Below are 25,165 nucleotides of genomic sequence, written 5' to 3'. Positions count from 1 at the left end.
GTGGGGGCCTCGCTGCGCGACCTCCTCAGGGAGCGGTGGGGGCCTCGCTGCGCGACCTCCTCAGGGAGCGGTGGGGGCCTCGCTGCGCGACCTCCTCAGGGAGCGGTGGGGGCCTCGCTGCGCGACCTCCTCACGTGACTCGTGAGTAACCTCGGGGGATGAGCACCCAGAGCCGCGTCCCCGCCCATGACGAGCTCCGTGAGGAGCACGACTCCCGGCGCGTCAGCGCCTTCGCCGACGACGCGCTCGCGAGCCTGGACGCGACGGGCGTCGCGGAGGCGATCCGCCACGGAGAGATCAGCGCCACCGAGGCCGTCGAGGCGGCCATCGCGCGCGTGCAGGAGGTCGACCCCGTCCTCGGGGCGACGACGGTGGACGACTTCGAGCGGGCCCGCCGTCGGGCCGGCCACCTGCCGCGGGGGACGCGGGCTCCCTTCGCCGGTGTGCCGACGGCCATCAAGGACAACGTCAACGTCGCGGGTCTGCCGATGAGCCAGGGCTCCGACGCGCTGCCGACCGCGCCGCGGACCGCGGACGGCGCCTTCGTGCGCCAGCTCCTCTCCACCGGCGTCATCCCGGTCGCGACGACGACCTGTCCTCCCTTCGGCTGGACCGCGACGACCGAGCGCCCCGGCGGTCGCGTCACCCGCAACCCCTGGGCGACCGGCTACTCCTCGGGTGGGTCCTCCGGTGGCGCGGCCGCGCTCGTCGCCTCGGGCGCGCTGCCCATCGCCCACGGCAACGACGGTGGCGGCTCGATCCGCATCCCCGCGGCCGTGTGCGGCCTCGTCGGACTCAAGGTCACCCGCGGCCGCCTCCTCGGCGACCCGACGACCGACCAGCTGCCGGTCGGCATCGTCGTCAACGGCGTGCTCACGCGCACCGTCCGCGACACCGCGACCTTCCTCGCGGCCGCCGAGAGCCACCAGCCGGCACGCCGGCTCCCCGCCGTCGGTCTCGTCGAGGGGCCGGGCGCGCGCCGCCTGCGCGTCGGGATGATGCTGGACTCCCCGCTCGCCCCGGCGACCGACCCGCAGACCCGCGATGCCGTCGCAGGCGTCGCCCGCCTGCTCGACGGCCTCGGCCACGACGTCGACCCCGACACCGCGGTGCCGGTGCCGGAGTTCTTCAGGACCGACTTCCAGGACTACTGGGCGCTGCTCGCCCTCGCCTCGTCCGCGCGGGGCACGAAGCTCTACGGCGAAGGGTTCGACCCCGGGCGCCTCGACATGTTCACCCGGGGCCTCGCCGCCCGCGCCAAGCGGCGCCTGCACCGCGCGCCGCTCTACCTCGCCCGCCTCGCGCTGACCGGTCCGGCGTCGGCGCGGCTCTTCCCCGCGGACGCGGACGTCGTCCTCACGCCGACCCTGGTCCACACCACGCCGCGGATCGGGTACCTCTCCGGCGACCTGGACTTCGACACGCACATGGGGCGCCTGCTCGAGTACGTCGGGTTCACCCCGATCCACAACGCCAACGGCCAGCCGTCGATCTCGCTGCCGCTCGGCCGGACGGACGACGGGCGCCCGATCGGCGTCATGTTCTCCGCCCGCGCGGGCCAGGAGCGGCTGCTCCTCGAGCTGGCCTTCGAGCTGGAGGCCGCAGCCCCCTTCGCCCGCATCGACGGCCAGGTGTAGCTCGGCCCGTGCCTGCCGGCGTGGCCGCGTGTGCTTGGGTGACGACCATGGCTGACTTCACCCCCGGGACCACCGGCACCGACGAGGTGCTCTTCGCCGTCGACGGATCACTGGGGCGGGTGCTGCTCAACCGCCCCCGGGCGATCAACGCCCTCACCCGCGAGATGGTCGTCGCGATGCAGACGCGCCTCGCCGCCTGGGCGGACGACGACGCCGTGACGGCCATCAGCCTCGAGGGCGCCGGCGAGCGGGGGTTCTGCGCCGGTGGCGACGTGCGGGCGGTCCGCGAGGCGCACCTCACGGGCACGTCCGGGGGAGTGGACTTCTGGGCCGACGAGTACGCGCTCGACGCGCAGATCGCCGAGTACCCCAAGCCGGTCGTCGCCGTCATGGACGGCATCGTCATGGGCGGCGGGCTGGGCCTGTCGATGTTCGCCACCGCCCGCTGGACGACCGAACGCTCGAGGATCGCCATGCCCGAGACGATCATCGGCTTCTTCCCCGACGTCGCCGCGACGTACCTGCTCTCCCGCGCGCCGGGTGAGGTCGGGACGCACATGGCGCTCACCGGCGCGACGGTCACCGGTGCCGACGCCGTGCACGTCGGCCTCGCCGACGCGGTCGTCGACCACACCCGCCTGCCCGAGCTCATCGCCGCCGTCGCCGGGGGAGGGCCGATCGAGCCGGTCCCCGCTGGTGCCATGACGAAGGGGGGCGACCTCGCCTCCTCGCACGACTGGGTCGACGAGTGCTACGCCGGCGACGACGCCGCGGTGATCCTGGCGCGCCTGCGCGAGCACGCCGACCCGGCTGCCCGTGCGGCGGCCGAGGAGATCTCCCTTCGCTCACCCCTGTCGGTGGCCGTGACGCTCGCGGCGCTCCGCAGGGCGGCCACGGCGGGGTCCGTGCGCGAGGTGCTCGAGGCGGACACCCGGATCAGCCGCGGGCTGCTCGCCCGGGCGGACTTCGTCGAAGGGGTCCGGGCGCTGCTCGTCGACAAGGACCGGCAGCCACGCTGGGAGCACGCGGACGTGGATGAGGTCACGCGCAGCGAGGTGATGTCGGTGCTCGAGGGTTAGGTTGATCCAGACCACGGTGGACCGAGGACAGGCACTCCCGATGATCAGGCTCGACGGCGTCACGAAGCAGTACCCCGACGGCACGGTCGCCGTCGACGACCTCAGCCTCACCGCGCCCGACCGCGCCATCACCGTCCTCGTCGGTCCCTCGGGCTGCGGCAAGACGACCACGCTGCGGATGATCAACCGGATGATCGAGCCGACCTCCGGGTCGGTCACCATCGATGGGCAGGACGTGCTCGCGATGGACGCGGCCGAGCTGCGGCGCGGGATCGGGTACGTCATCCAGCACGGTGGGCTCTTCCCGCACCACACCATCGAGCGCAATGTCGCGGCGGTGCCGCTCCTCCTCGGGGTCGGCAAGCGCGAGGCGATCTCGCGGGCTCGCGAGCTGCTCGAGCTCGTCGGCCTCGACCCGGCTCTCGGCCGGCGCTACCCGACCCAGCTCTCCGGCGGCCAGCAGCAGCGCGTCGGCGTCGCCCGCGCGCTCGCCGCGGACCCGCCGGTGATGCTCATGGACGAGCCCTTCTCCGCGGTCGACCCGGTCGTGCGGGAGCAGCTGCAGGACGAGTTCCTGCGCCTGCAGGCAGAGCTCGGCAAGACGATCGTCATGGTCACCCACGACATCGACGAGGCGATCAAGCTCGGCGACCACGTCGCGGTGCTCCAGGTCGGCGGCCGGATCGCCCAGCTCGCGCGCCCCGCGGAGCTGCTCGCCCACCCTGCCGACGGGTTCGTCGCCGACTTCCTCGGTCGGGACCGCGGGTACCGGGCCCTGGGCTTCGAGCACGCGCGGATCCCCGCGCACGACGAGCCGACGATCGTGCTGGGCGCGCCGGTCGCAGAGGCCACCGCCGCGGCCGGCCCCGACGGCTGGGTCCTCGTCGTGGACGGGCAGCGGCACCCGCAGGGCTGGGCCCGACCGGCCGACCTCACCGGGCACGCCACCGTCGAGGCGGACGGGCTGTCCCTCGGTGGCACGCTCGCCCGGCTCGACGGGCCGCTCCGTGCTGCGCTCGACGCGGCGCTGTCCTCGCCCAGCCGCCGCGGCGTGGTCGTCGACGGCGACGGCGCGCTCGTCGGCACCTGCCGGGCGACCGAGGTCCTCTCGGTCATCGAGTCCCGGGAGCGGCCGCGCGACCCGGGTGCGGTCGCATGAGCTGGATCCTCGACCACCTCGACGACATCCTGTCGTTGACGTTGCGGCACACGTGGCTCGCCGGGGTGCCGCTCGTGGTCGGGCTGCTGGTCTCCCTTCCGCTCGGGTGGCTGGCCAACCGGCACCGCCGCATCCGCGGGGCAGTCATCGTCTCCGCCGGGCTGCTCTACACGGTGCCCTCGCTGGCGCTCTTCGTCCTGATGCCCCTCGTGCTCGGCACCGGCATCCTCGACCCGGTCAACGTCGTCGTCGCGATGACGATCTACACCGTGGCGCTGCTCGTGCGCTCGGTCGTCGACGGGCTCGGGTCGGTGCCCGAGGAGGTCGCCCGATCGGCCACGGCGATGGGGTACACGCCGGTCCGGCGGTTCTTCGGTGTCGACCTGCCGCTCGCCGTCCCCGTCATCGCCGCCGGCCTGAGGGTCGCGGCGGTGAGCAACGTGTCGATCGTGTCGATCGCCTCGCTCATCGGCGTCAGCCAGCTCGGAGACCTGCTCGTCGACGGGTACAACCGCGCCATCGGTGGCGAGCTCGCCGCCGGGATCCTCGGCTGCGTGCTGCTCGCCCTCGTGCTGGACCTCGCGATCCGGGCCCTCGAACGGGTCCTCACGCCGTGGCGACGGGCCGGGCAGGGGGGCTCCGCATGATCGCCTCGATCCTCGACTGGCTGACGAGCGGCGCCACCTGGTCCGGGGCCGACGGCATCGGCGCGCGGCTCCTCGAGCACACCGGCTACACGCTCATCGTGCTGCTCATCGCGGCGGCCATCGCGATCCCGGTCGGCCTGTGGATCGGGCACACGGGCCGCGGCCGGTGGCTCGTCACCGCGGCCAACGCGGTGCGCGCGGTGCCGACGCTCGGTCTGCTCTTCGCGTTGACGCTCGTGCTCCTGCCGCGGCTGCCCGGAGACGCCGCCTTCCTCGTGCCGAGCGTCATCGTCCTCGTGCTGCTCGCGATCCCGGCGATCCTCTCGGGCGCCTATGCGGGTGTCGAGGCCGTGCCCCCGGCGGCGCGGGACGCGGCCAAGGGCATCGGCATGACCGGTCGACAGGTGCTGTGGCAGGTCGAGCTGCCCATCGCGCTGCCGCTGCTCATCTCCGGCCTGCGCGCCGCCGTGCTCCAGGTCGTCGCGACCGCCACCGTCGCCGCCTACGTGGGGCTCGGCGGTCTCGGTCGCTTCCTCATCGACGGTCTCGCCGTCCAGGACTACGCGAGCACGGCGGGCGGCGCGATCCTCGTGGCGCTGCTCGCGCTGGCCCTCGACGCCCCCTTCGCGCTGCTCGAGCGTCTCGTGGTCTCGCCGGGACTCACCGGTCGATCCCGCCCCCTTCGATCCTCGTCACCCACCCGTACCGCACCCGCAGGAGGAACCCCATGACCCCCGTCCGAACCCCGCGCCGTCCGCTGCGCACCGCCGCGCTCGCCCTGACCATGGTCGGCGCGCTCGGCCTGTCCGCCTGCGGGGGCGGCAGCGACCCGCTCTCCAGCTCCTCGAGCTCCGACGCCGCAGGCGAGAACGGTGGCGACGTCGTGGTCGGGTCCGCCGACTTCTCCGAGTCGACCCTGCTCGCGCACATCTACGCCGGCGCGCTCAAGGCCGACGGCGTCAACGCCTCGACCAAGACCGGCATCGGCTCGCGCGAGGTCTACCTCAAGGCGCTCGAGGAGGGCTCGGTCGACGTCATGCCCGAGTACACCGGCGCGCTCGCCCTGTACTACGACAAGAAGTTCTCCGAGAGCGACCCGGACAAGGCGTACGACGCGCTCACCGAGGTGCTGCCCGAGGACCTCACCGTGCTGGAGAAGTCGGCTGCCGAGGACAAGGACGCCGTCGTCGTCACGAAGGAGACGGCCGAGTCCAAGGACCTCAAGACCCTCGAGGACCTGTCCGAGGTCGCCGGCGAGATGACCCTCGGCGCGCCGTCGGAGTTCAAGACCCGCATCCAGGGCGTCCCCGGCCTCAAGGACGAGTACGGCATCGAGTTCAAGTCCTTCCGGCCGCTCAAGCCGGGCCAGGCGACCAACGGCGCCCTGAAGAACGGGCAGGTCCAGGCAGCCAACATCTTCACGACCGACCCGACCATCGTGGAGAACGACTTCGTGGTCCTCGAGGACCCCAAGAACCTCTTCGGCTCCCAGAACGTCGTGCCGCTCGTCCGCGGCGAGGTCGAGGACCAGGTGGCGAAGACCCTCGACGAGGTGTCCGCGAAGCTCACGACCGAGAAGCTGCAGCAGATGCTCAAGAAGACCGACATCGACAAGGAGGACCCGGACCGGGTGGCCGCCGACTTCCTCGCCGAGGAGGGCCTCGACTGAAGATCTGCGGGTCTGGCGACGTAGGTCACGAACAATGTGGGGAACATTCCGAGGACGTTGACGCTTCAACTTTCTGATAGTTCAAGCAACAACGAAAATCGGAGGCACCACCCATGGACATCATCGTCCTCATCGCCCGCATCCTCTTCGCCGCGATCTTCATCGCGTCCGGCATCGGGCACCTGACCCAGACCGAGGCGATGGCCGGCTACGCCAAGTCCGTGGGTGTCCCCGCGGCCAAGCTCAGCGTCATCGTCTCCGGCGTGCTCATGCTCGTCGGGTCCCTCTCGGTCATCCTCGGTGTGTGGGGCGACCTCGGGTCGCTGATGATCCTCGTGGCCGTCGCGCCGATCGCCTTCCTCATGCACAAGTACTGGACGGCCGAGGGCGAGGCCCGCATGAACGAGCAGATCCAGTTCAACAAGACCCTCTCGCTCGCCGGCGGTGCGCTCGCGCTCTTCGCCCTCTTCGTGCTGGTCCCCGAGCTCGGCCTGACGGTCACGGGCCCGCTGCTCTGAGTTGAACCCCGCATGACGTCAGCCCCGGCCGAGTGGCCGGGGCTGACGCATGTCCGGAGCGCTGTCGGTGGTCGCACCTAGTGTTGGTTCATGGCGCAGGATGCGGCGGTCCGAGCGGGACTCCTCGACGGAGTCCTCTCAGCGACGCGTGTGCTCGAGGACACGGGCGAGTCGTGGCGTCTGGCCGATCGAGAGGTCGAGGCGGCGCTCGCCGCGGTCGGTCGAGCCCGGCAGCTCCTCGAGGTCGCCGAGGTCACGCTGGTGCGCGAGGGCGTCGGGCGCGGGCTGCCCGCCGAGTCGTCGTGGTCGCCGGTGGACTGGGTCGCGCGATGCGAAGGGGGGCCCGCCCCGGCCCCCGACGTGCGCCACTCGGCGCGGGTCGTCCGGGTGGCCGAGGCCGGTGACGCCGGTCTGGCGGGCAGCGGAGTGGGGGAGCCACCCGCTGCAGCGGTCGTGGCGGCCTTCGAGGCAGGGGACCTCCCGCTGGCGAAGGCCGACCAGCTGGTGCGCTTTCACACCGCCGTCGCGCCGGTGGCTGATCCCGAGGCGCTGGAGCACGATCTCGCGGCGCTCCTCCACGGGGCGCGCGACGAGGTCCGACCGGCCGGTCCGGACGGGCGTGCCGAGGAGCGGGTCCGCGGGCTGACCGAGAAGGAGCTCGGCGCCGCGATCACGTTCGCCGGTCGCATGCTCCGCCCGAGCAAGGAGCTCGAGGACGAGGAACGGGCGGCGCGCGCGGGGCGGACCTTCACCAAGAGCGAGGGGCCTGCTGGTCTGTCGACGTACCGGGTGACGCTGGACAGCGAGGGAGCAGCAGTGGTCGATGCCGCGATCGCTACGCGTTCCGGGCCGGTCACGGGACCGGATGGTCGACGCGACGAGCGAGCGGCCACGCGGCGCCGGGCCGACGCCCTGGTGGAGCTGTTGCGGCAGGCGACCGCTGCACCGGGTGACCGCCCCAGTGGTGACAAGGCGCAGGTGATCGTGACCGTCGATCTGCAGACCCTGCTCGACGGGCTGCGCGGCGGTGGGCTCACCGCCACCGGGCAGGTGCTGTCGCCGGCCGTGGTGCGCAGGATGGCTTGCAACAGCAGCATCATCCCGGCCGTGCTCGGCACCCGGGGTGAGATCCTCGACCTGGGACGCGCCGCCCGGTGGTTCACCGCGGCGCAGAAGCGGGCGATCTGGTTGCGGGACAAGGGGTGCACCTTCCCGGGGTGCACGCGCCCGCCGCAGTGGTGCGATGCGCACCATGTGCGCTGGTGGTCGCGCGGTGGGGGCAGTGACATCAGCAACGGGGCGCTGCTCTGCGAGTCGCACCACACCTATGTGCACACCCACGACCTGACGGCCACCATCACCGCCACGCACGTGACCTGGCACGTCTAGCGACCTCGTCCCGCACCCGGCCATCCGCGGCCGGGTGCCGAGGTGTGTGTCCATGCGGTGGTTTGCCGACAGTGGAGGGGCCGGACGACGAAGGGGGCTGCGCACCGTGGTGCGCAGCCCCCTTCGCAGGGTCGTCCGGGAATCACTCCCAGGACGGGTTGGCGTTCTTCTTCGCCAGGTCCGACATGTGCGTGTCATCCGATGCAGGCGCACTGGGTGCGGGGGCCTCCTCGACCTGGTCCTGCGCAGGTGCGGTCTCGTCGCCCGTGGCTTCCGCGACAGGGGTCTCCTCGACGGTCTCGGCAACGGGAGCCTCGGCGTGCGGGGCCTCCGAGGCGGTGGCCGGAGCGCTGGTCTCCCACGAGGGAGCTGCGTTCTTGGCGGCGAGGTCGCTGTCGCTGGCGGCCGGGACAGCCGGAGCCGGTGACTCGGACTTCGACTCTTCCGCCTTGGGTTCTTCCGCCTTGGGCTCCTCGGTGCGGGCCTCCTCCGCGACGGGCGCTGTGGTCTCGGTGGCCGTGGCCGCAGCCGCAGGGGTCGCTGCCGGAGCCCCGGTCTCCCACGAGGGAGCTGCGTTCTTGGCGGCGAGGTCGCTGTCGCTGGCGGACGGAGCCGGTGCCTCGGTGGCCTGGACGTCGGGCTCCGTGACCTCTGCCTGCAGCTGCTCGGCCGGAGCCTCAGCCGCTGCGGACTCGGTCGCCGGTGCCGCTGGAGCGCCGGTCTCCCAGGAGGGGGCGGCGTTCTTGGCTCCGACGGAGTCGTCGGCGGCAGCAGGGGCCGTCGCCGTCGGCTCCTCGGGCGTGGGCTCCTCGGCCGCGGGGGCAGTGGCGCCGGTCTCCCATGACGGAGCGGCGTTCTTGGCGGCTGCCGAGCCGGTCTCCCACGAGGGGGCGGCGTTCTTGTCGGCGGCGGTGGCCTCGGCCTTGGGCTCCTCGGCCTTGGGCTCCTCGGCCTTGGGCTCCTCGGCCTTGGGCTCCTCGGTCGCCGGGGCAGTGGCGCCGGTCTCCCAGGAGGGCGCGGCGTTCTTGGCGGCTGCCGAGCCGGTCTCCCAGGAGGGGGCGGCGTTCTTGTCGGCGGCGGTGGCCTCGACCTTCGGCTCCTCGGCCTTGGGCTCCTCGGCCGCCGGGGTAGCGGCGCCGGTCTCCCACGAGGGCGCGGCGTTCTTGGCGGCCGCCGAGTCGGTCTCCCACGACGGGGCAGAGTTCTTGCCGGCCACGGTCTCGTTGCCCTTGACCGCCTGCGCGTCCTCGCCGGCCTCCTCGACCGCCTCGGCGGTCTGGGCCGTCTCGGCCTCGCTCGGGGCCTGCGGGGTCGCCCCCTTCGCGTCCTGGCCCTCGGCCGGAGCCGGGACGGCGGTCTTGGGCTCGGCCTCGGCCTGCTCCTGCGCCTCGGTCGTGCCGGACTTGGCCTGGGCCGGGGTGGCCTCCTTGATGGACGCCAGCAGCATCTGCGCGACGTCGACCACCTCGATCTCCTCGGACGCGCCCTCGGACTGCTTGGCCGTCAGGCCGTCGCTGAGCATCACGCGGCAGAAGGGGCAGCCGACGGCGATCCGGTCGGCGCCGGTCGCGATGGCTTCCTCGGTGCGGTTGAGGTTGATGCGCGAGCCGAGCTGCTCCTCCATCCACATGCGGGCACCGCCGGCGCCGCAGCAGAAGGACTTCTCCTTGGAGCGCTCCATCTCCTTGAGCTCGACACCCGGCAGGGCGGAGATGAGCTCACGCGGCGGCGCGTAGACGTTGTTGTGGCGACCGAGGTAGCACGGGTCGTGGTAGGTCACCGACGGCGCCGACGAGGCGACGTCCTTCAGGCTCGACTTGCGCGGGCCCTCGGGGCGGTTCACCGGCACGATCTTCTTCTCGCGGACGAGGCGGTTGAGCAGCTGCGTGTGGTGCAGCACCTCGTACTTGCCGCCGAGCTGCGGGTACTCGTTCTTGATCGTGTTGAAGCAGTGGGCGCAGGTGACGACGATCTTCGTCGCGCCGACCTCGTTGAGCGTCTCGACGTTCTGCTCCGCGAGCATCTGGAAGAGCACCTCGTTGCCGGCGCGGCGAGCGGAGTCGCCCGTGCAGGTCTCGCCGTTGCCGAGGACCGCGAAGTCCACGCCGGCGTGGTCGAAGAGCTCGGCCACCGCACGCGTCGTCTTCTTGGCCCGGTCCTCGTAGGCGCCGGCGCAGCCGACCCAGAAGAGGTAGTCGACCTCGTCGGCGGACTCGACGTCCTCGCCGAGCACCTTGACGGCGAAGGGGAGGTCCTTCGCCCAGTCCATGCGCGCCTTGGCGCCCATGCCCCACGGGTTGCCCTTGGACTCGAGCTTCTTGAACAGGCCACCGAGCTCGCTCGGGAAGGCCGACTCGATGAGGTTCTGGTAACGCCGCATGTCGACGATGTGGTCGACGTGCTCGATGTCGACGGGGCACTGCTCGACGCAGGCGCCGCAGGTGGTGCAGGACCACAGGACGTCCTCGTCGATGACGGCGTCCGGGCCGTGCGGGTTGTACGCCGACAGCGGGTGGTCGACGTCGTAGCCGGTCTGGCCGACGAGGGCCATCTCGGCCCAGTTGATCGCGTCGGGCTCGGCGGTGGCGACGGACCCGTCGGTCTGCCTCGGAGCGCCGGCCAGCGCGACCGCGCCGTGGGCGGTCTGCGATCGGGCGCCACCCGAGGAGGAGAGGACGCCGGAGGTCCCGTTGGCGGCGGCCAGGTACGGCGCCTTGGCGTGCGCGTGGTCGCGCAGCGTCATCATCAGCAGCTTGGGGGAGAGGGGCTTCTCGGTGTTCCACGCGGGGCACTGGCTCTGGCAGCGACCGCACTCGGTGCAGGTGGAGAAGTCGAGCAATCCCTTCCAGGTGAAGTCCTCGACCTTGCCCACGCCGAGGGTGGTCTCCTCCTCCATCTCCTCCATGACCTCCATGGAGAAGGGCTTGCCCTCGACCAGCATCGGCTGCAGCTCACCGAGCGAGGTGCGGCCGTCGGCGTGGCGCTTGAAGTAGATGTTGAAGAACGCGAGGAAGCGGTGCCACGCGACGCCCATCGTCGGGTTGATCGAGATGGTGATCATCCACGCGTACGAGATGAGCAGCTTGATGAGCGCGACGACGACGATGCCGGCCTCGAGGGCGCCGACGGACATCCCCGAGAAGAGCGACCCGAGCCACCCGGTGAGCGGGAAGTGCAGTAGCGACGCGTGGTCGGTCTCGCCGGTGTTGAGCAGCAGCGCCCGCTCGAGGCCGCGCAGCAGCGCGATGCAGATGCCGACGCCGAGGATCGTCAGCTCGACGTAGTAGGCCTGCCAGAACGTCGAGCCGAAGAAGCGCGACCTGCGGCCGTCCTCCCCGTCGGCGGAGCGCGGGTGGTTCTTCTGCCGGATGACCATCAGCATGACGATCGTGACGATGCCCGTCACCGCGAAGAGCTCGGTGATCCACTCGTAGAGGAAGAACGAGCCGATGATCGGCAGCACGAAGTGCGGGTCGAAGAGCTGGACCGTCGCCTGGACGAGCGTCAGGAAGAGCACGCCGAAGGAGATCATCGTGACCCAGTGGGCGATCGCCACGACGGGCAGCCGCGCCATGCGGGTGTGGCCGAGGAACTCCCGGAGCAGGGTCGCCGTGCGCGTGGCCGGCTGGTTCGTCCGCTCCTTGGCCGGAGTCGGTGCTCCGAGCTTGAAGACGGACAAGAAGTGCTTGACGGCTCGAGCGAGCAGGCCCCATCCGACGATGGTGACCCCGACCCCGAGGATGATCGCGACGATCTGGAGGGCAGACATGGGGGGGAGTCTAGGTCGCGCGGGGCCCGCAACAGCCTTGAGGTCGTGCGGCCCTCGTCACCTCGCGCGGCCCCGGCTCGGAGGCGGGAAGGGGGGCGCACCCCTTCCTGAGACCCCCTTGCGACCATGGATAACGCGATGTTGGAATATCCATAACACCTCGTTCGTTTTTCCGGACGAGCAGCCGCGGTCGCCGCGGCTCACTGACCATCCGATGGAAGGACCCGCGTTGCCCATCTACGAAGACGCCACCAAGCTCGTCGGCCGGACCCCCCTGGTGCGGATCAACCGCATCATCGAGTCCGAGGCCACCGTCGCCGCGAAGCTCGAGTTCTACAACCCGGCCAGCTCGGTCAAGGACCGCATCGGCGCCGCGATCATCGACGCGGCCGAGGCCTCCGGCGAGCTCAAGCCCGGCGGCACGATCGTCGAGGCGACGTCCGGCAACACGGGCATCGCCCTGGCGATGGTCGGCGCGGCGCGCGGCTACAAGGTCGTCCTGGCCATGCCCGAGACGATGTCCAAGGAGCGCCGCGCGCTCCTGCGCGCCTACGGTGCCGAGCTCGTCCTCACCGAGGGCCCCAAGGGCATGAAGGGCGCGGTCGAGAAGGCCGAGGAGATCGCCGCCGAGCGCGGCGCGGTCCAGGCCCGCCAGTTCGCCAACGCGGCCAACCCCGCCATCCACGAGAAGACGACCGGCCCGGAGATCTGGGAGGACACCGACGGTGAGGTCGACATCCTCATCTCCGGTATCGGCACGGGCGGCACCATCACCGGCGCCGGCCGCTACCTGCGCTCGAAGAAGTCCGACGTCGAGATCATCGCCGTCGAGCCGGCCGAGTCCGCGATCCTCAACGGTGGCGCCCCCGGCCCGCACAAGATTCAGGGCCTCGGCGCCAACTTCGTCCCGGAGATCCTCGACACCGAGATCTACAACGAGGTCATCGACATCGACGCGCCCACGGCGATCGACTGGGCGCGCAAGGCGGCCACCGACGAGGGCCTGCTCGTCGGCATCTCCTCCGGTGCCGCCCTCGCGGCCGCCGACCAGGTGGCCCGCCGCCCGGAGAACGCCGGCAAGACGATCGTCGTCATCATCCCGAGCTTCGGCGAGCGCTACCTCTCCACCCCGCTCTTCGAGGGTCTCGTCGACTGACCGTGGACGCCCACCTGCCGATCCGCGCCACGATCCGTGAGGATCTCGTCGCGGCCATGGAGCGCGACCCCGCCGCGACCTCGCGGTGGGTCGTGCTCCTCACCTCTGCCGGTCTGCACGCGATCTGGTTGCACCGCCTCGCCCACCGCTGGTGGCTGCGACCCGGCTGGAAGTGGCCCGCCCGGCTCCTCGCCTACGTGTCGCGATCGGTGACCGGGATCGAGATCCACCCGGGTGCGCACATCGGTCGACGCTTCTTCATCGACCACGGGATGGGTGTCGTCATCGGCGAGACCGCGATCGTCGGTGACGACGTCATGCTCTTCCACGGGGTGACCCTGGGCGGCACGTCCGGCAAGCGGGTCAAGCGCCACCCGACGCTCGGCGACAAGGTCATGGTCGGCGCCGGCGCGAAGATCCTCGGTGACATCCACGTCGGCAGCAACGTCAAGGTCGGGGCCAACTCGGTGGTCGTCAAGGACGTCCCGACCGGGGCCGTCGCGACGGGCATCCCGGCGCAGTACCGCTTCCCCCAGCTGGAGGCCGGCGGGCCGAGCGCCGAGGAGCTGTTCTACGCGGACCCGGCGATCTTCATCTGATCCTCCGCAGCACGACGAAGGGGGGATCGCACCCGGCCGGTGCGATCCCCCCTTCGTCATGCCCGGACGTGCGTCAGGACGGCGTCGGCCCCTCGCCGAGCGGGTACGTCGACGGGCCCTCGAGGTTGCTCGCGACATCACGGTGGGGGTCGCCGGTGATCTTGGCCGCGCCCTCGCGCATCTTGTCGCCGGCGACCGAGGCCGCGGAGCTCACGGCGTCGAGGGCCGCGGGGGCGGCCTTGGTCCTGGCGGTGTGCTTGGCGGTGGCCACCTGGCTCTGCACGGGTTGCGACTGCCACGCCCTGCTCGCCCCGGCGCGGATCTGCTCGTACCGCTCCCGGCCGGCGCGAGCACCGAGCACGTATCCGACGGCGGCTCCCAGGAGGAAGGAGATCTTCGACATCTGACGTCCTTTCGATCTGTTGGTCGGCTTCACCACCGACACTACCCACTGGGCCCATGGCCTACCGTGGTCTCGCTCGCCGGGGTCCCCGGCGGCTGGAGGGCTCGCATAGTGGCCTAGTGCGGCGGTCTTGAAAACCGCTATGGCGGCAACGTCATCGTGGGTTCGAATCCCACGCCCTCCGCGCGCTCGGCTCACGCGTGGACGTCCACGTCTGCGCGGAGGGGCGAGGCGGCCGGGGCTAGGCTGCGCGCGTGAGCGCCCGACCCGTCCTCGTCGTCCTCAACGGACCCAACCTCAACCTGCTCGGCGAGCGGGAGCCGGAGATCTACGGCTCGCAGACGCTCGCCGACGTCGAGGCCCTGTGCCGCGCGCGCTGCGAGGAGCTGGGCTGGGAGCTCGACTTCCGGCAGACCAACCACGAGGGCGTGCTCATCGACGCGATCCAGGAGGTCCGGCGCTCGTGCACCGGGCTCGTGCTCAACGCTGCCGGCTGGACGCACACGTCGGTCGCGATCCGGGACGCGCTCGCCGCGGTCGTGGCCCCGGTCATCGAGGTGCACATCTCCGACGTCCACGCGCGCGAGGAGTTCCGCCGCCACTCCTACATCAGCGACGTGGCCGACGAGGTCATCGTCGGGCGGGGCGTCCAGGGGTACGTGGACGCCGTCGACGCGGTGGTCCGGCACCGCTCCTGAGACCCTTCGTGCAGATGCCCTGTGGCCGAGGACATGCTCCTGCGCTCTTTTGCTGGTAGCGTCCATGTCGTAGTTGCACAACAGAACTTCTCGCACGATGCATTTGGGTGCGGCCGCCAGCCGGACCCACAGTATTACCAGAGGCGTGTACCTCTGCCGAGGGGAGCTTTGCAGCTGGCACAAGGTACCGCGACCTGCGGGACCGGATTGTTCAACAGGAAAGAAGTTTCACCTCATGGCACAGGGCACCGTTAAGTGGTTCAACGCTGAGAAGGGCTTTGGCTTCATCGCCCAGGACGGCGGAGGCCCCGACGTGTTCGTTCACTACTCCGCGATCGACACGACCGGCTACCGGTCGCTCGACGAGGCGCAGCGCGTCGAGTTCGAGATCACCCAGGGCCCCAAGGGCCCGCAGGCCGAGCGCGTTCACCCCGTCTGATCGACGCGATGACGCACGACCTGATGCGGTGACAACACCGCTTCGTCGAAGGGCCCTCACCGGATGGTGGGGGCCCTTCGCACGTCGGGGCGCTATCGTGGCGCTGCGATGAGCACCGACGGACACGGCCCCCACCCCACCCGCGCGCAGGTGCGCCGGGCACGCCAGGCTCGTCGGGCAACCTTCCGCCGCAGGGGGCTCGTCGCCTCGGGAGCGCTCGGCGCACTGGTGGCGGCCGGTGGCCTCACGGTCGGCCTGCAGCTGAACAACAACATCACCCGGGTCGACATCGCCAAGGGGTCCGCGCAGCGGCCCGCCGACGTCGACAGCGCGATCAACCTGCTCGTCATCGGCTCGGACACGCGCGAGGGCCTCGGGACGACCGAGTACGGGGTCGGGACCGCCGAGGGTGGCCCCCGCTCCGACACCAACCTCCTCGTGCACATCTCCGCGGACCGCTCGTCCGCATACGTCATCTCGATCCCGCGCGACTCGATGACCAAGGCGCCCACGGATTGCGACGACCCCGCATCGACCGTCGCCGACGGCGAGGTCCGCCGGTGGAACGACAACTTCAACCAGGGCGGACCGGCGTGCACGGTCAAGACCCTCGAGGGACTCACCGGGATCTACGTCGACCACGTCGCGGTCATCGACTTCAGCGGCTTCCAGTCGATGGTCGACGGACTCGGCGGCGTCGAGGTCTGCCTGCCGGAGGCGGTGGACGACCCCGACGCCCAGATCCATCTCGAGGCCGGCCGCCAGCGCCTGGAGGGCAAGGAGGCGCTGGGCTACGTGCGCATGCGCAAGTCTCTCGGCGACGGCTCCGACCTGCAGCGCATCAAGCGGCAGCAGGCCTTCATGTCCTCGATGGCCCAGGAGGCCACCGACACCTCGCTGCTGCTGCGCCCCGACCGTCTCTACAGGTTCCTGAATGCCGCGACCCGGTCCATGACCGCAGACGACCGCCTCGGGCTTTCCCGCCTCACGTCCATCGCGACCAGCCTCAAGGACCTCGGCACCGACGAGCTCGTCTTCGTCACCGTGCCCACCGAGCCGTACCCCGCCGATCCCAACCGGGTGCAGTGGCGCGAGGAGGCCTCGGACGAGCTGTGGGCCGCGGTCCGCGACGACACCCCCCTGCCGGGCGCCGAGAAGAGGACGACGAAGCAGCGTCCGCTCACGGTCCCCCCTTCGTCCGTGGCCGTGAGCGTCGTCAACGACACCGGGACGTCCGGGCTGGCCCGGCAGGAGGTCGCCGCGCTCGAGGTGCAGGGCTTCACCGCGACCGTCGCGGACCTCGCCCCGACGTCCGGGACGACGGGCGTCCTCGTCCGCCACGCGAAGGGGGACACGGAGTCCGCGCGCACCGTCGCCGCCGCGTACCCGGGCGCCAAGCTCAAGGTGGAGCCCGGGCAGCAGCGCGGCAGCGTCCAGGTGGTCCTCGGGGCCGGCTCCGGCCACGCCCGCGAGGTCCCGAACCGCCTCGGCGACGCCCCGATCCCGGAGGCGACCGTCCGCCCGCCGGCCGCCCCGACCGCCGTCGAGACCCGGGCGGCGTCCGAGGACATCTGCGCCTGAACCGGGCCCCGAGTTGGAGGCCCGACCGCCCGGCAGATACTCTGTCCGGGTTGTCTGGAGGCGTCGCCTAGTCCGGTCTATGGCGCCGCACTGCTAATGCGGTTTGGGCTAACCGCCCATCGAGGGTTCAAATCCCTCCGCCTCCGCAGCAGACGCAGCCCCCGGGCCATCGGCGCGGGGGCTGCGTCGTCCCCTGACCCTCAGCCTGCGGGCAGCGAGACGGTGAAGACCGTCCGGCCCGGGCGGGACTCGACCTCGACCGACCCACCGTGGGCGCGGGTCACCGCCCGCACGATCGACAGCCCCAGCCCGGTGCTCCCGGACGCCCGCTGGCGCGAGTCGTCGCCCCGGGTGAACCGCTCGAAGACGTCGGGGCGCAGGTCCTCCGGGATCCCGGGTCCGTCGTCGGCGATCGCGACGAGCACGCGGTCCCCCTCACGGCGAAGGGAGGTCCGCACCGTCGTCCCCTGCGGCGTGTGGGTGCGCGCGTTGGCGAGCAGGTTGGCGAGGACCTGGTGGAGCCGGTCCCGGTCACCGACGATCTCCACCGGCTCCGACGGCAGGTCGAGCTCCCAGCGGTGCGCTGGGGAGGCCGCGCGCGCGTCCCCGGTGACGTCGAGCGCGAGCATCGTCAGGTCGACGCTCTCGCGCTCCAGCGGCCGCCCGGTGTCGAGGCGGGCGAGGAGCAGCAGGTCCTCGACGAGCGCCTGCATCCGCAGCGCCTCCGACTCGACCCGCGACAGCGCGTGGACCACGCCCTCGGGGACCGGTTCGGGCTCCCGCCGGGACAGCTCGGCATAGCCGCGGATGGAGGCCAGCGGGGTGCGGAGCTCGTGGCTCGCGTCGGCGACGAACTGACGGGCCCGCGTCTCCGACTCCTGCCGGGCGCGCAGCGCACCGTCGACGTTGTCGAGCATGGAGTTGAGCGCCAGCCCGACCTGCCCGACCTCGGTGCGGGGGTCGACGTCGGGGACGCGCTCGGCGAGCGAGACGTCGCCCGCGTCGAGCTCGAGCTCGGAGACCCGCCGGGCGGTGCCGGCGACCCGGTCGAGGGGCTGGAGGTTGCGGCGCACGAGGTAGGTGCCGCCGACCCACACGCCGACGAGCCCGATGAGGCTCGAGCCGGCGACGATGAGCACCATCGCGCGGACCGTCGTGTCGATGGGTCCGACGGGCACACCCGTGACCGCGGTCCACCCGTCGCGCGTACGCACGGACACGAGACGGTAGGGGCCGATGTCGCCGCCGAGGTCCACGGTGCTCGGCCGCGCCCCGAGGTCGGCGGCGTTGAGCCGGGCCACCTGCTCGGCGTCGAGCGAGTCGTTGGCCCCGCGCGTGTTGACGGCGTAGTTGAGCTCGTCACCGCGCTCGTCGACGACGACGGCGCCGTCCCGCAGGACGAGGTGCAGCACCGCGTTGCCGCTGCCTGCGGGGGGCCCGCCGCTGGGTCCGGTGGGCAGCGGCGGTTGTGTCCCGTCGATCGCCCCGACGAGGCGTCCCGACGCGTCGCGCAGGTCCTGGTCGACCTGCTGGGTGAGGTACTGGCGGGCCGCGAGGCCCGTGAGGGCTCCGGTGAGGGCGGTGACCGCGAGGAAGAGCAGGAGGACCGAGGCGACGAGCTTGGCCCGCAGCGTCCAGCCGGCAGGGTGGCGCAGCACCTCGAGCGGGAGGGGCGTCACGACGCCGGCTTGATGACGTAGCCCGCGCCGCGCTTGGTGTGGATCATCGGCGCACGCCCGGCGTCGACCTTCTTGCGCAGGTAGGAGATGTACAGCTCGACGACGTTGGCCTGCCCGCCGAAGTCGTAGTCCCACACGCGGTCGAGGATCTGTGTCTTGGACAGCACCCGCCGAGGGTTGCGCATGAGGTAGCGCAGCAGCTCGAACTCGGTCGCCGTCAGCTCGATCTCGGCACCGCCGCGCACGACCTCGCGGCTGTCCTCGTCGAGGGTGAGGTCACCGACGACGAGCAGGGACGAGCCCTCGTCGGTGCTCACGGCCGTGCGGCGCATGAGGGCCCGGAGGCGGGCGACGACCTCCTCGAGGGAGAAGGGCTTGGTCACGTAGTCGTCCCCACCCGCGGTGAGCCCGGCGATGCGGTCCTCGACGGAGTCGCGGGCGGTGAGGAAGAGGACCGGCACCTCGGGCTCGTCGGCGCGCATGCGCCGCAGGACCTCCATGCCGTCGAAGTCCGGGAGCATCATGTCGAGCACGACCGCGTCCGGCCCGAAGTCGCGGGCCGCGCGGACCGCCTCGGTGCCGCTGCCCGCGGTCCGCACGTCCCACCCTTCGTACCGCAGAGCCATGGCGATGAGCTCGGTGAGGTTGACCTCGTCGTCGACGACGAGCACCCGGACGGGTGAGCCGTCGGGTCGGGTGAGCAAGGGCGCGGTCCGGGCGGTCATGGACCCATCCAACCGGGCTCGACCACACGCCCGCCATGCGTCCGCTGTGCATCTGCTGTGGACGAAGGGGGCCAGCAGCGCACCGTGCAGCGCCGATTTCGCTGCTCGGCAGCGAGCAGGTACTCTCTTCACTTGTCGCCGAGCACAGCCCGGCGGAGAGCGCCCGTAGCTCAACGGATAGAGCATCTGACTACGGATCAGAAGGTTAGGGGTTCGAATCCCTTCGGGCGCACTCTGTGTTGAGACAGACGGAACAGGCCCTGCCAGCGGAAACGCGGCAGGGCCTGACTCGTTCCCAGGCCTCCGGTGCACGACGAGGCCCCGCCCCCCTTCGTCAGGGGAGCGGGGCCTCGTCGGTGCGTGGGGCGGATCAGCCCTGGGCGTTGTCCAGGTCGGAGGCCACGCGACGGTGGGCCTCCCAGATCTCCTCCGGCAGGCGCTCGAAGGCCTTGAGGTGCGCCTCGCGGAAGCCCATCTCCTGCTGCCAGCGCGGCACGTCGATGTCGAGGATGCGGTCGAGGTCCTCCTGCGGCAGGTCGAGGCCGAGCAGCTCGAGCTCGTCCTGCGTCGGGAGGATGCCGACCGGCGTCTGGCGACCCTTGACCTCGCCGTCCTTGAGAGCCATGAGCCACAGGAGCGGACGCAGGTTCTCCCGGTAGCCGGGCCACAGGTAGTGACCGTCCTCCGGGTCCTTCTGGAACCAGTTGACGTGCGCGAAGAGCGGCTGGTTCTTGGCGGCACCGACGATGTCGAGGTAGTGGCGCGCGTAGTCGCCCTCGCCGTAGGCCATGAAGGGCCGGTTGGACATCGGGTCGTAGCGCAGCTGGCCCTCGACGCCCTCGGCCGCGGCCGTGGCCTCGGCACCCAGCGTCAGGCCGTCGTACACGCCCTCGGCGAGGTCGGTGATCGCGCGGATCAGCGGCTCGCGGTCACGCGTGCGACCACCGAAGATGATGGCGTCGATCTCGACGCCCTCGGGCTCGTCGAAGTCAGGCGCGGCGTTCGGGACATTGGCCAGCGTCGTCGTGAAGCGGCTGTTGGGGTGCGCCCACGGCGAGGTGTCGCCCGGCTCGCGGTCGGAGATCGCCTCGCCCTTCCAGTCCAGCCACCCGTCGACGTCGGCCGGCGGCTCGGGCGTGCGGCCCTCCCACCAGACCTCCTCGGTCTTCGGGTTGTACGCGATGTTGGTGAAGATGACCTTCGTGCCCGGGTCGACCGAGTGCAGCGCGGTCGGGTTGGTCGTCTCGTTGGTGTCCTTGGCGACACCGAAGACGCCGTACTCCGGGTTCATGCCCATGAGCTTGCCGGTCTGCTCGTCGACCCACAGCCACGCGATGTCGTCGCCGTAGAAGTCGACCTGGTAGCGGTCCCCGAGTGCGTCCGGGGGCAGCATCATCGCCAGGTTGGTCTTGCCCGAGGCGCTCGGGAAGCCACCGGTGATGTGGTAGCGCTTGCCGGTCTGCTTGTCGGAGATGCCGATGAGCATGTACTGCTCGGCGAGGAACTTCTTCGTCGCCCACCCGTCGTACGCGCCCTGGCGCAGCCCGTGGGCGATCTTGCCCAGGAGCGCGTTGCCGCCGTACGAGGAGCCGAAGTGCAGGATCGTGCGCTCGTCGGCGACGGTCACGAAGTAGCGCTTGTCGTCGGGCGTGCCCTGGCCGAGGTTCTCGAGATCGCCGGTGACGTGGACGGCGCGGACGAAGTCGTCCTGGACCGGCAGGTCGTTGACGTGCTCGAGGCCGACCCGCGACATGCGGATCATGTGGAGCACGACGGGGCGGGAGTCGGTGAGCTCGACACCGGTGGCCCACTGCGCGAGCACGTTGCCCTTGGGGGACATGAGGTAGGGCAGGACGTACATCGTCTTGCCCTTGGACTGGCCGCGCATGAGCTCGGTCAGCTTCGCCTTCATCTCCGAGGCGGGACGCCAGTTGTTGTAGACGCCCTTGTCCTTCTCGTCGTTCGTCGCGACGATCGTCCGCTCCTCGGAGCGGGCGGTGTCCTTGGAGTAGGAGCGGGAGTAGTAGCGGCCCTCGCCTGCGGGGAGCAGCTCGCCGGCTTCGACGGCCTCGGCGATGAGCCGGTCGTCGTCGGCGGCGCTGACCACCTCGATCCTGTCCGGCTGGGTGATCTCGGCCCAGTGCTTCACGTACTCGCGAACGGCCTCGTTGGTGAGACCTGACGCGTCAAGCGCGGCGTCGACGTCGACCATGCTGTGTTTCCCTCTCACGTGCTCTGGTGTTCGGGCGGTCCCTCGCGGGTTCTCCCGGTTGCGGGCAGGTTACCGCTCTGTGACCGGGCAGAGGGGGAGGGCCTGCGGGGCGGGGGGTGATCTCACGCACGCCCCCGACGCGCCCTCGACCCGTAGTGACCCACGGGTTTACCGATACCGCCTGTAGCAGGTACCGTCGGTACCGCACACTTTCCCGCACCACCCACGACCTGCGCGAAGGGGAATCACCCAGATGGCTTCCACCGACTCGATGTCCTTGGCCGACAAGGGCCAGCGACTTGGCCTGCGCCTGATCGCCAAGGCCGGCGGTCTCCCCGGCCTGAAGGACAAGGAGGTGCGCGCCAAGGTCGAGCGGTACCTGTACAAGGGCGCCGTCACCGGGTTCAAGGCCCAGACCGCCGCCGGGCGGGCCTTCGCCGAGCGGCAGGGAGCGGGCGACCCCGCGCGCGTCGCGCCGGCCAGGCCCAGGGCCCTGTTCGACCTCACGCCCAGCGAGGACCAGCGGATGATCCAGGGCGTCGCGCGCGAGCTCGCGGACGAGGTCGTCCGGCCGGCGGCGGCGCAGGCGGACGCCGAGCGCACCATCCCCGCCGAGGTCCGCACCGCGGCCGCCGAGATGGGCCTGCACCTCCTCGGTGTCCCCGCCGAGCTCGAGGGCATCGCCGAGGAGCGCTCCGCCGTGACCGGCGCGATCGTGCTGGAGGAGCTCGCCCGCGGGGACATGGGCATCACCACCGCGATCATGGCCCCCGCCGCGGTCGCGACGGCCATCGCCAGCTACGGCGACGCCGACCAGCAGGCCACCTACCTGCCCGAGTTCACCAGCGAGGACCCGCCCACCGCAGCCCTCGCCCTCCACGAGCCGCAGCCGCTGTTCGACCCCTTCGCGCTGCGGACCACCGGTCGGGTCGAGGGCGACGAGATCGTCCTCGACGGCATCAAGGCGATCGTGCCCGGGGCGAGCGCCGCAGACCTCTTCGTCGTCTCCGCGGCGATCGACGGCGAGCCCCGTCTCGTCATCGTCACGCCGGGCACCGAGGGCGTGCAGACGCAGGACGACCCCGCCATGGGTGTCCGCGCCGCCACTACCGCGCGCCTCTTCCTGGAGGGCGTACGCGTCCCGCGGTCCGACCTGCTCGGCACCACCGAGGACCACGCCGATGCCGTGCGCCGGGCGCGTCTGGCGTGGGCCGCGGCCGCCGTCGGCACCTCGCAGGCGGTCCTCGACCACGTGAGCGGGTACGTCAAGGAGCGCAAGGCCTTCGGCGAGCCCATCGGGTACCGCCAGGCAGTCGCTTTCACCGTCTCCGACATCGCCATCGAGCTGGCCGGCCTGCGCCTCGTCGTCTGGAAGGCCGCCGCCCGCCTCGACCGCGGTGAGGACGCCTCCGCCGAGATCGCACAGGCCCGCAGCCTCGTCAGCCGCCACGCCACGTGGATCGGCTCGAGCGGCGTGCAGCTGCTCGGCGGCCACGGCTTCGTCAAGGAGTTCGACAACGAGCGCTGGTACCGCGACCTGCGGGGCGCCGGGGTCCTCGAGGGCACGCTGCTCGTCTGAGCGCGCCCCCCTTCCTCATCCCGACCTGACACGAAGGACACGATCATGATCGACCTCGAGGTTCCGAAGAAGTTCCGCCCCCTCGTCGCCCAGGCGCGCGGCATGGCCGAGGAGGTCTTCTGGCCCATCTCGCGCAAGTACGACCGAGCGGAGCACGAGTACCCCGCCGAGCTCGACCTCGTCTCGGCCGTCATCGACGGCATGGCCGACGGTGGCGCCGGCCAGGGGGCCGGTGCGTCCTCCTCGACCCGCGCCGAGGACGGCGGTGCCCAGGAGGGCGACGTCGCAGCCGTCGGCTCCGGGCGCAGGGCCGGCACGCGTGAGGACTCCGCCAACCGCAACGGCTCCAACATCTCCTCCGTCCTGTCCATCCTGGAGACCTGCCGCGGCGACGTCGGCCTGACGCTGTCGATCCCGCGCCAGGGCCTCGGCAACGCTGCCATCGCGGCCGTCGCCAACGACGAGCAGAAGGCGCGCTACGCGGGCAAGTGGGCCGCCATGGCGATCACCGAGCCCGACGTCGGCTCCGACTCCGGCGCCATCCGCACCACGGCGGTCAAGGACGGCGACGAGTACGTCCTCAACGGCGAGAAGATCTTCGTCACCTCCGGCGAGCGCGCCGAGCTGGTCGTCGTGTGGGCGACGCTCGACCGCAGCCTCGGCAAGACGGCGATCAAGTCCTTCGTCGTCAGCCGGGAGAACCCCGGGCTGCAGCTCGTGCGTCTCGAGCACAAGCTCGGCATCCGGGCCTCCGACACCGCGGCCTTCGTCCTCGACGACTGCCGGGTGCCCGCCGAGGACCTGCTCGGCGACCCGGAGATCAGGATCGAGGGCGGCTTCGGCGGCGCGATGCAGACCTTCGACAACACCCGGCCGCTCGTCGCGGCGATGGCCCTGGGCCTGACCCGCGCCTCGCTCGACCGGACCACCGAGCTCCTCCGGGAGGCCGGCGTCGCGGTCGACTGGGACCGCCCGGGCAACGTCCAGTCCGCTGCGGCCGCGAAGCTCATCGAGATGGAGGCCGACTACCAGAGCGCCTACCTGCTGACGCTGCGTGCGGCCTGGATGGCGGACAACGGCAAGCCGAACTCCATGGAGGCCTCCATGGCGAAGGCCAAGGCGGGCCGCACCTGCGTCGACGTCGCGCTCGCGTGCGTCGAGCTGGCGGGCGCCACCGGGTACGCCGAGACCGAGCTGCTTGAGAAGTGGGCCCGCGACTGCAAGATCCTCGACATCTTCGAGGGGACGCAGCAGATCCAGCTGCTCGTCGTCGCCCGGCGCATCCTCGGGTACTCGAGCAAGGAGCTCAAGTAGTCCGAGGCCGCGCCGCGCCTAGGATGCGGACGTGGTGGTCATCGCGGTGTGCAGTCTCAAGGGCGGGGTCGGCAAGACGTCCGTGACCCTCGGGCTGACCTCGGCCGCCCGTGAGGCCGGGCTGCGCACCCTCGTCGTCGACCTCGACCCGCAGGGGGACTCGACGGCCGGGCTCGACATCGAGGACGAGGTCACCTCGAGCAGCGCCCTGGTCATCGAGGAGCCGCGCCGTCGCAACCTGCGCGCCGCCACCCGGCGCAGTCACTGGAGCGAGGGCGCGGCGGCGCCGATCGACGTGGTCGTCGGCGGCCTGGACCTGGCCCGGCTCGACCGGACCGACCTCTCCAGCCGCGGGCTGACCTCCCTTCGCACCGTGCTCGACAAGGTCGACGACGAGTACGACCTCGTCATCGTCGACTGCCCCCCGTCGCTGGGTGGCCTGACGCGCATCGGCCTCGCCGCGGCCGACCGAGCCGTGATCGTCACCGAGCCCGGTGTCTTCGCGATCGCGGCCGCCGACCGGGCCCTGCGGGCCGTGCACGAGGTGCGCACCTCCCTCGCGCCGCGGCTGCAGCCGCTCGGCATCGTCATCAACCGCGTGCGCGCGCACATCGGCGAGCACCAGTACCGCGTCGAGGAGCTGACCTCGCTCTTCGGTCCTCTCGTGCTCTCCCAGCACATCCCCGAGCGCACGTCCGTGCAGCGCGCCCAGGGCGCCTACGCCCCGATCCACGCCTTCCGCGGCTCCGGGGCGCGTGAGGTCGCGGGGCTCTTCGACGGGATCCTGGCGCACGCCCTGCGTGCCGCTCGCCGCACCGCCGGGCGGTAGGTCGAGAAGGGACGCTGCTTCGGCCCCGCCGGTGTGACTCGCGTCATATCGTGGCCTGCATGCCCGGCTGACGTCCGGGACCAA

The 25,165-nt window shown here is 71.5% G+C and carries 21 protein-coding genes and 3 tRNA genes; 19 read left to right on the top strand and 5 right to left on the bottom strand.

Annotated elements, in window-relative coordinates; all coding sequences use genetic code 11:
* Positions 1-158: 158 nt before the first annotated feature.
* From V3C34_RS17445 to V3C34_RS17410, 8 genes are all read left to right on the top strand, one after another.
* The gene (locus V3C34_RS17445; protein WP_068328967.1) at positions 159-1,637 is read left to right on the top strand and encodes an amidase; all 1,479 of its coding nucleotides are present in this window, start codon (positions 159-161) and stop codon (positions 1,635-1,637) included.
* A 47-nt stretch (positions 1,638-1,684) separates the two neighbouring features.
* On the top strand, positions 1,685-2,716 hold the full coding sequence (locus V3C34_RS17440) for a 3-hydroxyisobutyryl-CoA hydrolase (protein WP_068328969.1): 1,032 nt from the start codon (positions 1,685-1,687) through the stop codon (positions 2,714-2,716).
* Between the two features lie 40 nt (positions 2,717-2,756).
* Positions 2,757-3,875, top strand: coding sequence for an ABC transporter ATP-binding protein (locus V3C34_RS17435; protein ID WP_068328971.1), 1,119 nt, complete (start codon positions 2,757-2,759; stop codon positions 3,873-3,875).
* On the top strand, positions 3,872-4,522 hold the full coding sequence (locus tag V3C34_RS17430; protein WP_068328976.1) for an ABC transporter permease: 651 nt from the start codon (positions 3,872-3,874) through the stop codon (positions 4,520-4,522). The genes V3C34_RS17435 and V3C34_RS17430 overlap by 4 nt, the downstream gene beginning before the upstream one ends.
* Positions 4,519-5,253, top strand: a complete 735-nt coding sequence (locus tag V3C34_RS17425; protein ID WP_338537509.1) for an ABC transporter permease — start codon at positions 4,519-4,521, stop codon at positions 5,251-5,253. The genes V3C34_RS17430 and V3C34_RS17425 overlap by 4 nt, the downstream gene beginning before the upstream one ends.
* Positions 5,250-6,191, top strand: coding sequence for an ABC transporter substrate-binding protein (locus V3C34_RS17420; protein WP_346007752.1), 942 nt, complete (start codon positions 5,250-5,252; stop codon positions 6,189-6,191). The genes V3C34_RS17425 and V3C34_RS17420 overlap by 4 nt, the downstream gene beginning before the upstream one ends.
* Positions 6,192-6,304: 113 nt before the next feature.
* The gene (locus tag V3C34_RS17415) at positions 6,305-6,709 is read left to right on the top strand and encodes a DoxX family protein (RefSeq protein ID WP_346007751.1); all 405 of its coding nucleotides are present in this window, start codon (positions 6,305-6,307) and stop codon (positions 6,707-6,709) included.
* Between the two features lie 90 nt (positions 6,710-6,799).
* Positions 6,800-8,098 (top strand): HNH endonuclease signature motif containing protein, encoded by a 1,299-nt coding sequence (locus tag V3C34_RS17410; protein WP_346007750.1) that lies wholly within the window; start codon positions 6,800-6,802, stop codon positions 8,096-8,098.
* A gap of 142 nt (positions 8,099-8,240) precedes the next feature.
* On the opposite strand, the gene V3C34_RS17405 is transcribed toward V3C34_RS17410, so the two are convergent.
* On the bottom strand, positions 8,241-11,867 hold the full coding sequence (locus V3C34_RS17405; protein ID WP_346007749.1) for a heterodisulfide reductase-related iron-sulfur binding cluster: 3,627 nt from the start codon (positions 11,865-11,867) through the stop codon (positions 8,241-8,243).
* 229 nt (positions 11,868-12,096) lie between these two features.
* Here V3C34_RS17405 and cysK point away from each other — a divergent pair, with 229 nt between their 5' ends.
* Both cysK and cysE read left to right on the top strand, forming a co-directional pair.
* A complete protein-coding gene (gene cysK, locus V3C34_RS17400) occupies positions 12,097-13,023 on the top strand; it encodes a cysteine synthase A (RefSeq protein WP_068329422.1) in 927 nt (308 codons plus the stop codon).
* A gap of 2 nt (positions 13,024-13,025) precedes the next feature.
* Entirely contained in the window at positions 13,026-13,622 is a 597-nt protein-coding gene (gene cysE / locus V3C34_RS17395; protein WP_068329426.1) for a serine O-acetyltransferase, read from the top strand.
* 73 nt (positions 13,623-13,695) lie between these two features.
* Here the strand turns inward: cysE and V3C34_RS17390 are convergent, their stop codons facing one another.
* The gene (locus V3C34_RS17390) at positions 13,696-14,025 is read right to left on the bottom strand and encodes a hypothetical protein (RefSeq protein WP_068329428.1); all 330 of its coding nucleotides are present in this window, start codon (positions 14,023-14,025) and stop codon (positions 13,696-13,698) included.
* 97 nt (positions 14,026-14,122) lie between these two features.
* On the opposite strand from V3C34_RS17390, the gene V3C34_RS17385 reads away from it, so the two are divergent.
* The 5 genes from V3C34_RS17385 to V3C34_RS17365 all read left to right on the top strand — a co-directional run bounded on the left by V3C34_RS17385 (position 14,123) and on the right by V3C34_RS17365 (position 16,889).
* A tRNA-Ser gene (locus tag V3C34_RS17385) sits at positions 14,123-14,209 on the top strand.
* 70 nt (positions 14,210-14,279) lie between these two features.
* Positions 14,280-14,723: a type II 3-dehydroquinate dehydratase gene (aroQ, locus tag V3C34_RS17380; protein WP_068329430.1), complete on the top strand. Its 444-nt coding sequence runs from the start codon at positions 14,280-14,282 to the stop codon at positions 14,721-14,723.
* 235 nt (positions 14,724-14,958) lie between these two features.
* Positions 14,959-15,162, top strand: a complete 204-nt coding sequence (locus tag V3C34_RS17375) for a cold-shock protein (RefSeq protein ID WP_068329438.1) — start codon at positions 14,959-14,961, stop codon at positions 15,160-15,162.
* 108 nt (positions 15,163-15,270) lie between these two features.
* Positions 15,271-16,743 (top strand): LCP family protein, encoded by a 1,473-nt coding sequence (locus V3C34_RS17370; protein WP_346007748.1) that lies wholly within the window; start codon positions 15,271-15,273, stop codon positions 16,741-16,743.
* Positions 16,744-16,799: 56 nt separating this feature from the next.
* Positions 16,800-16,889 (top strand) — tRNA-Ser (locus V3C34_RS17365).
* Between the two features lie 54 nt (positions 16,890-16,943).
* Here V3C34_RS17365 and V3C34_RS17360 read toward each other — a convergent pair.
* Positions 16,944-18,422, bottom strand: a complete 1,479-nt coding sequence (locus V3C34_RS17360) for a HAMP domain-containing sensor histidine kinase (RefSeq protein WP_346007747.1) — start codon at positions 18,420-18,422, stop codon at positions 16,944-16,946.
* Positions 18,419-19,147: a response regulator transcription factor gene (locus V3C34_RS17355; RefSeq protein ID WP_346007746.1), complete on the bottom strand. Its 729-nt coding sequence runs from the start codon at positions 19,145-19,147 to the stop codon at positions 18,419-18,421. Before V3C34_RS17355 ends, V3C34_RS17360 begins: the two co-directional genes overlap by 4 nt.
* Positions 19,148-19,306: 159 nt before the next feature.
* Between V3C34_RS17355 and V3C34_RS17350 the strand changes: the two genes are divergently transcribed.
* A tRNA-Arg gene (locus V3C34_RS17350) sits at positions 19,307-19,379 on the top strand.
* A gap of 138 nt (positions 19,380-19,517) precedes the next feature.
* Here V3C34_RS17350 and V3C34_RS17345 read toward each other — a convergent pair.
* Positions 19,518-21,359, bottom strand: a complete 1,842-nt coding sequence (locus V3C34_RS17345) for a phosphoenolpyruvate carboxykinase (GTP) (RefSeq protein WP_068329487.1) — start codon at positions 21,357-21,359, stop codon at positions 19,518-19,520.
* 253 nt (positions 21,360-21,612) lie between these two features.
* Between V3C34_RS17345 and V3C34_RS17340 the strand changes: the two genes are divergently transcribed.
* From V3C34_RS17340 to V3C34_RS17330, 3 genes are read left to right on the top strand one after another with little or no spacing between them, the layout of a single operon-like run.
* Positions 21,613-22,938, top strand: coding sequence for an acyl-CoA dehydrogenase family protein (locus tag V3C34_RS17340; protein WP_346007745.1), 1,326 nt, complete (start codon positions 21,613-21,615; stop codon positions 22,936-22,938).
* A 45-nt stretch (positions 22,939-22,983) separates the two neighbouring features.
* The gene (locus V3C34_RS17335; protein WP_338537518.1) at positions 22,984-24,252 is read left to right on the top strand and encodes an acyl-CoA dehydrogenase family protein; all 1,269 of its coding nucleotides are present in this window, start codon (positions 22,984-22,986) and stop codon (positions 24,250-24,252) included.
* Positions 24,253-24,283: 31 nt separating this feature from the next.
* Complete coding sequence (locus V3C34_RS17330) at positions 24,284-25,081, top strand: ParA family protein (protein WP_068424271.1); 798 nt, start codon at positions 24,284-24,286, stop codon at positions 25,079-25,081.
* Positions 25,082-25,165 lie beyond the last annotated feature (84 nt).

The organism is Janibacter terrae (assembly GCF_039636765.1).
GTDB lineage: Bacteria > Actinomycetota > Actinomycetes > Actinomycetales > Dermatophilaceae > Janibacter > Janibacter terrae.
This window is presented reverse-complemented; position numbering and strand designations above follow the sequence as displayed.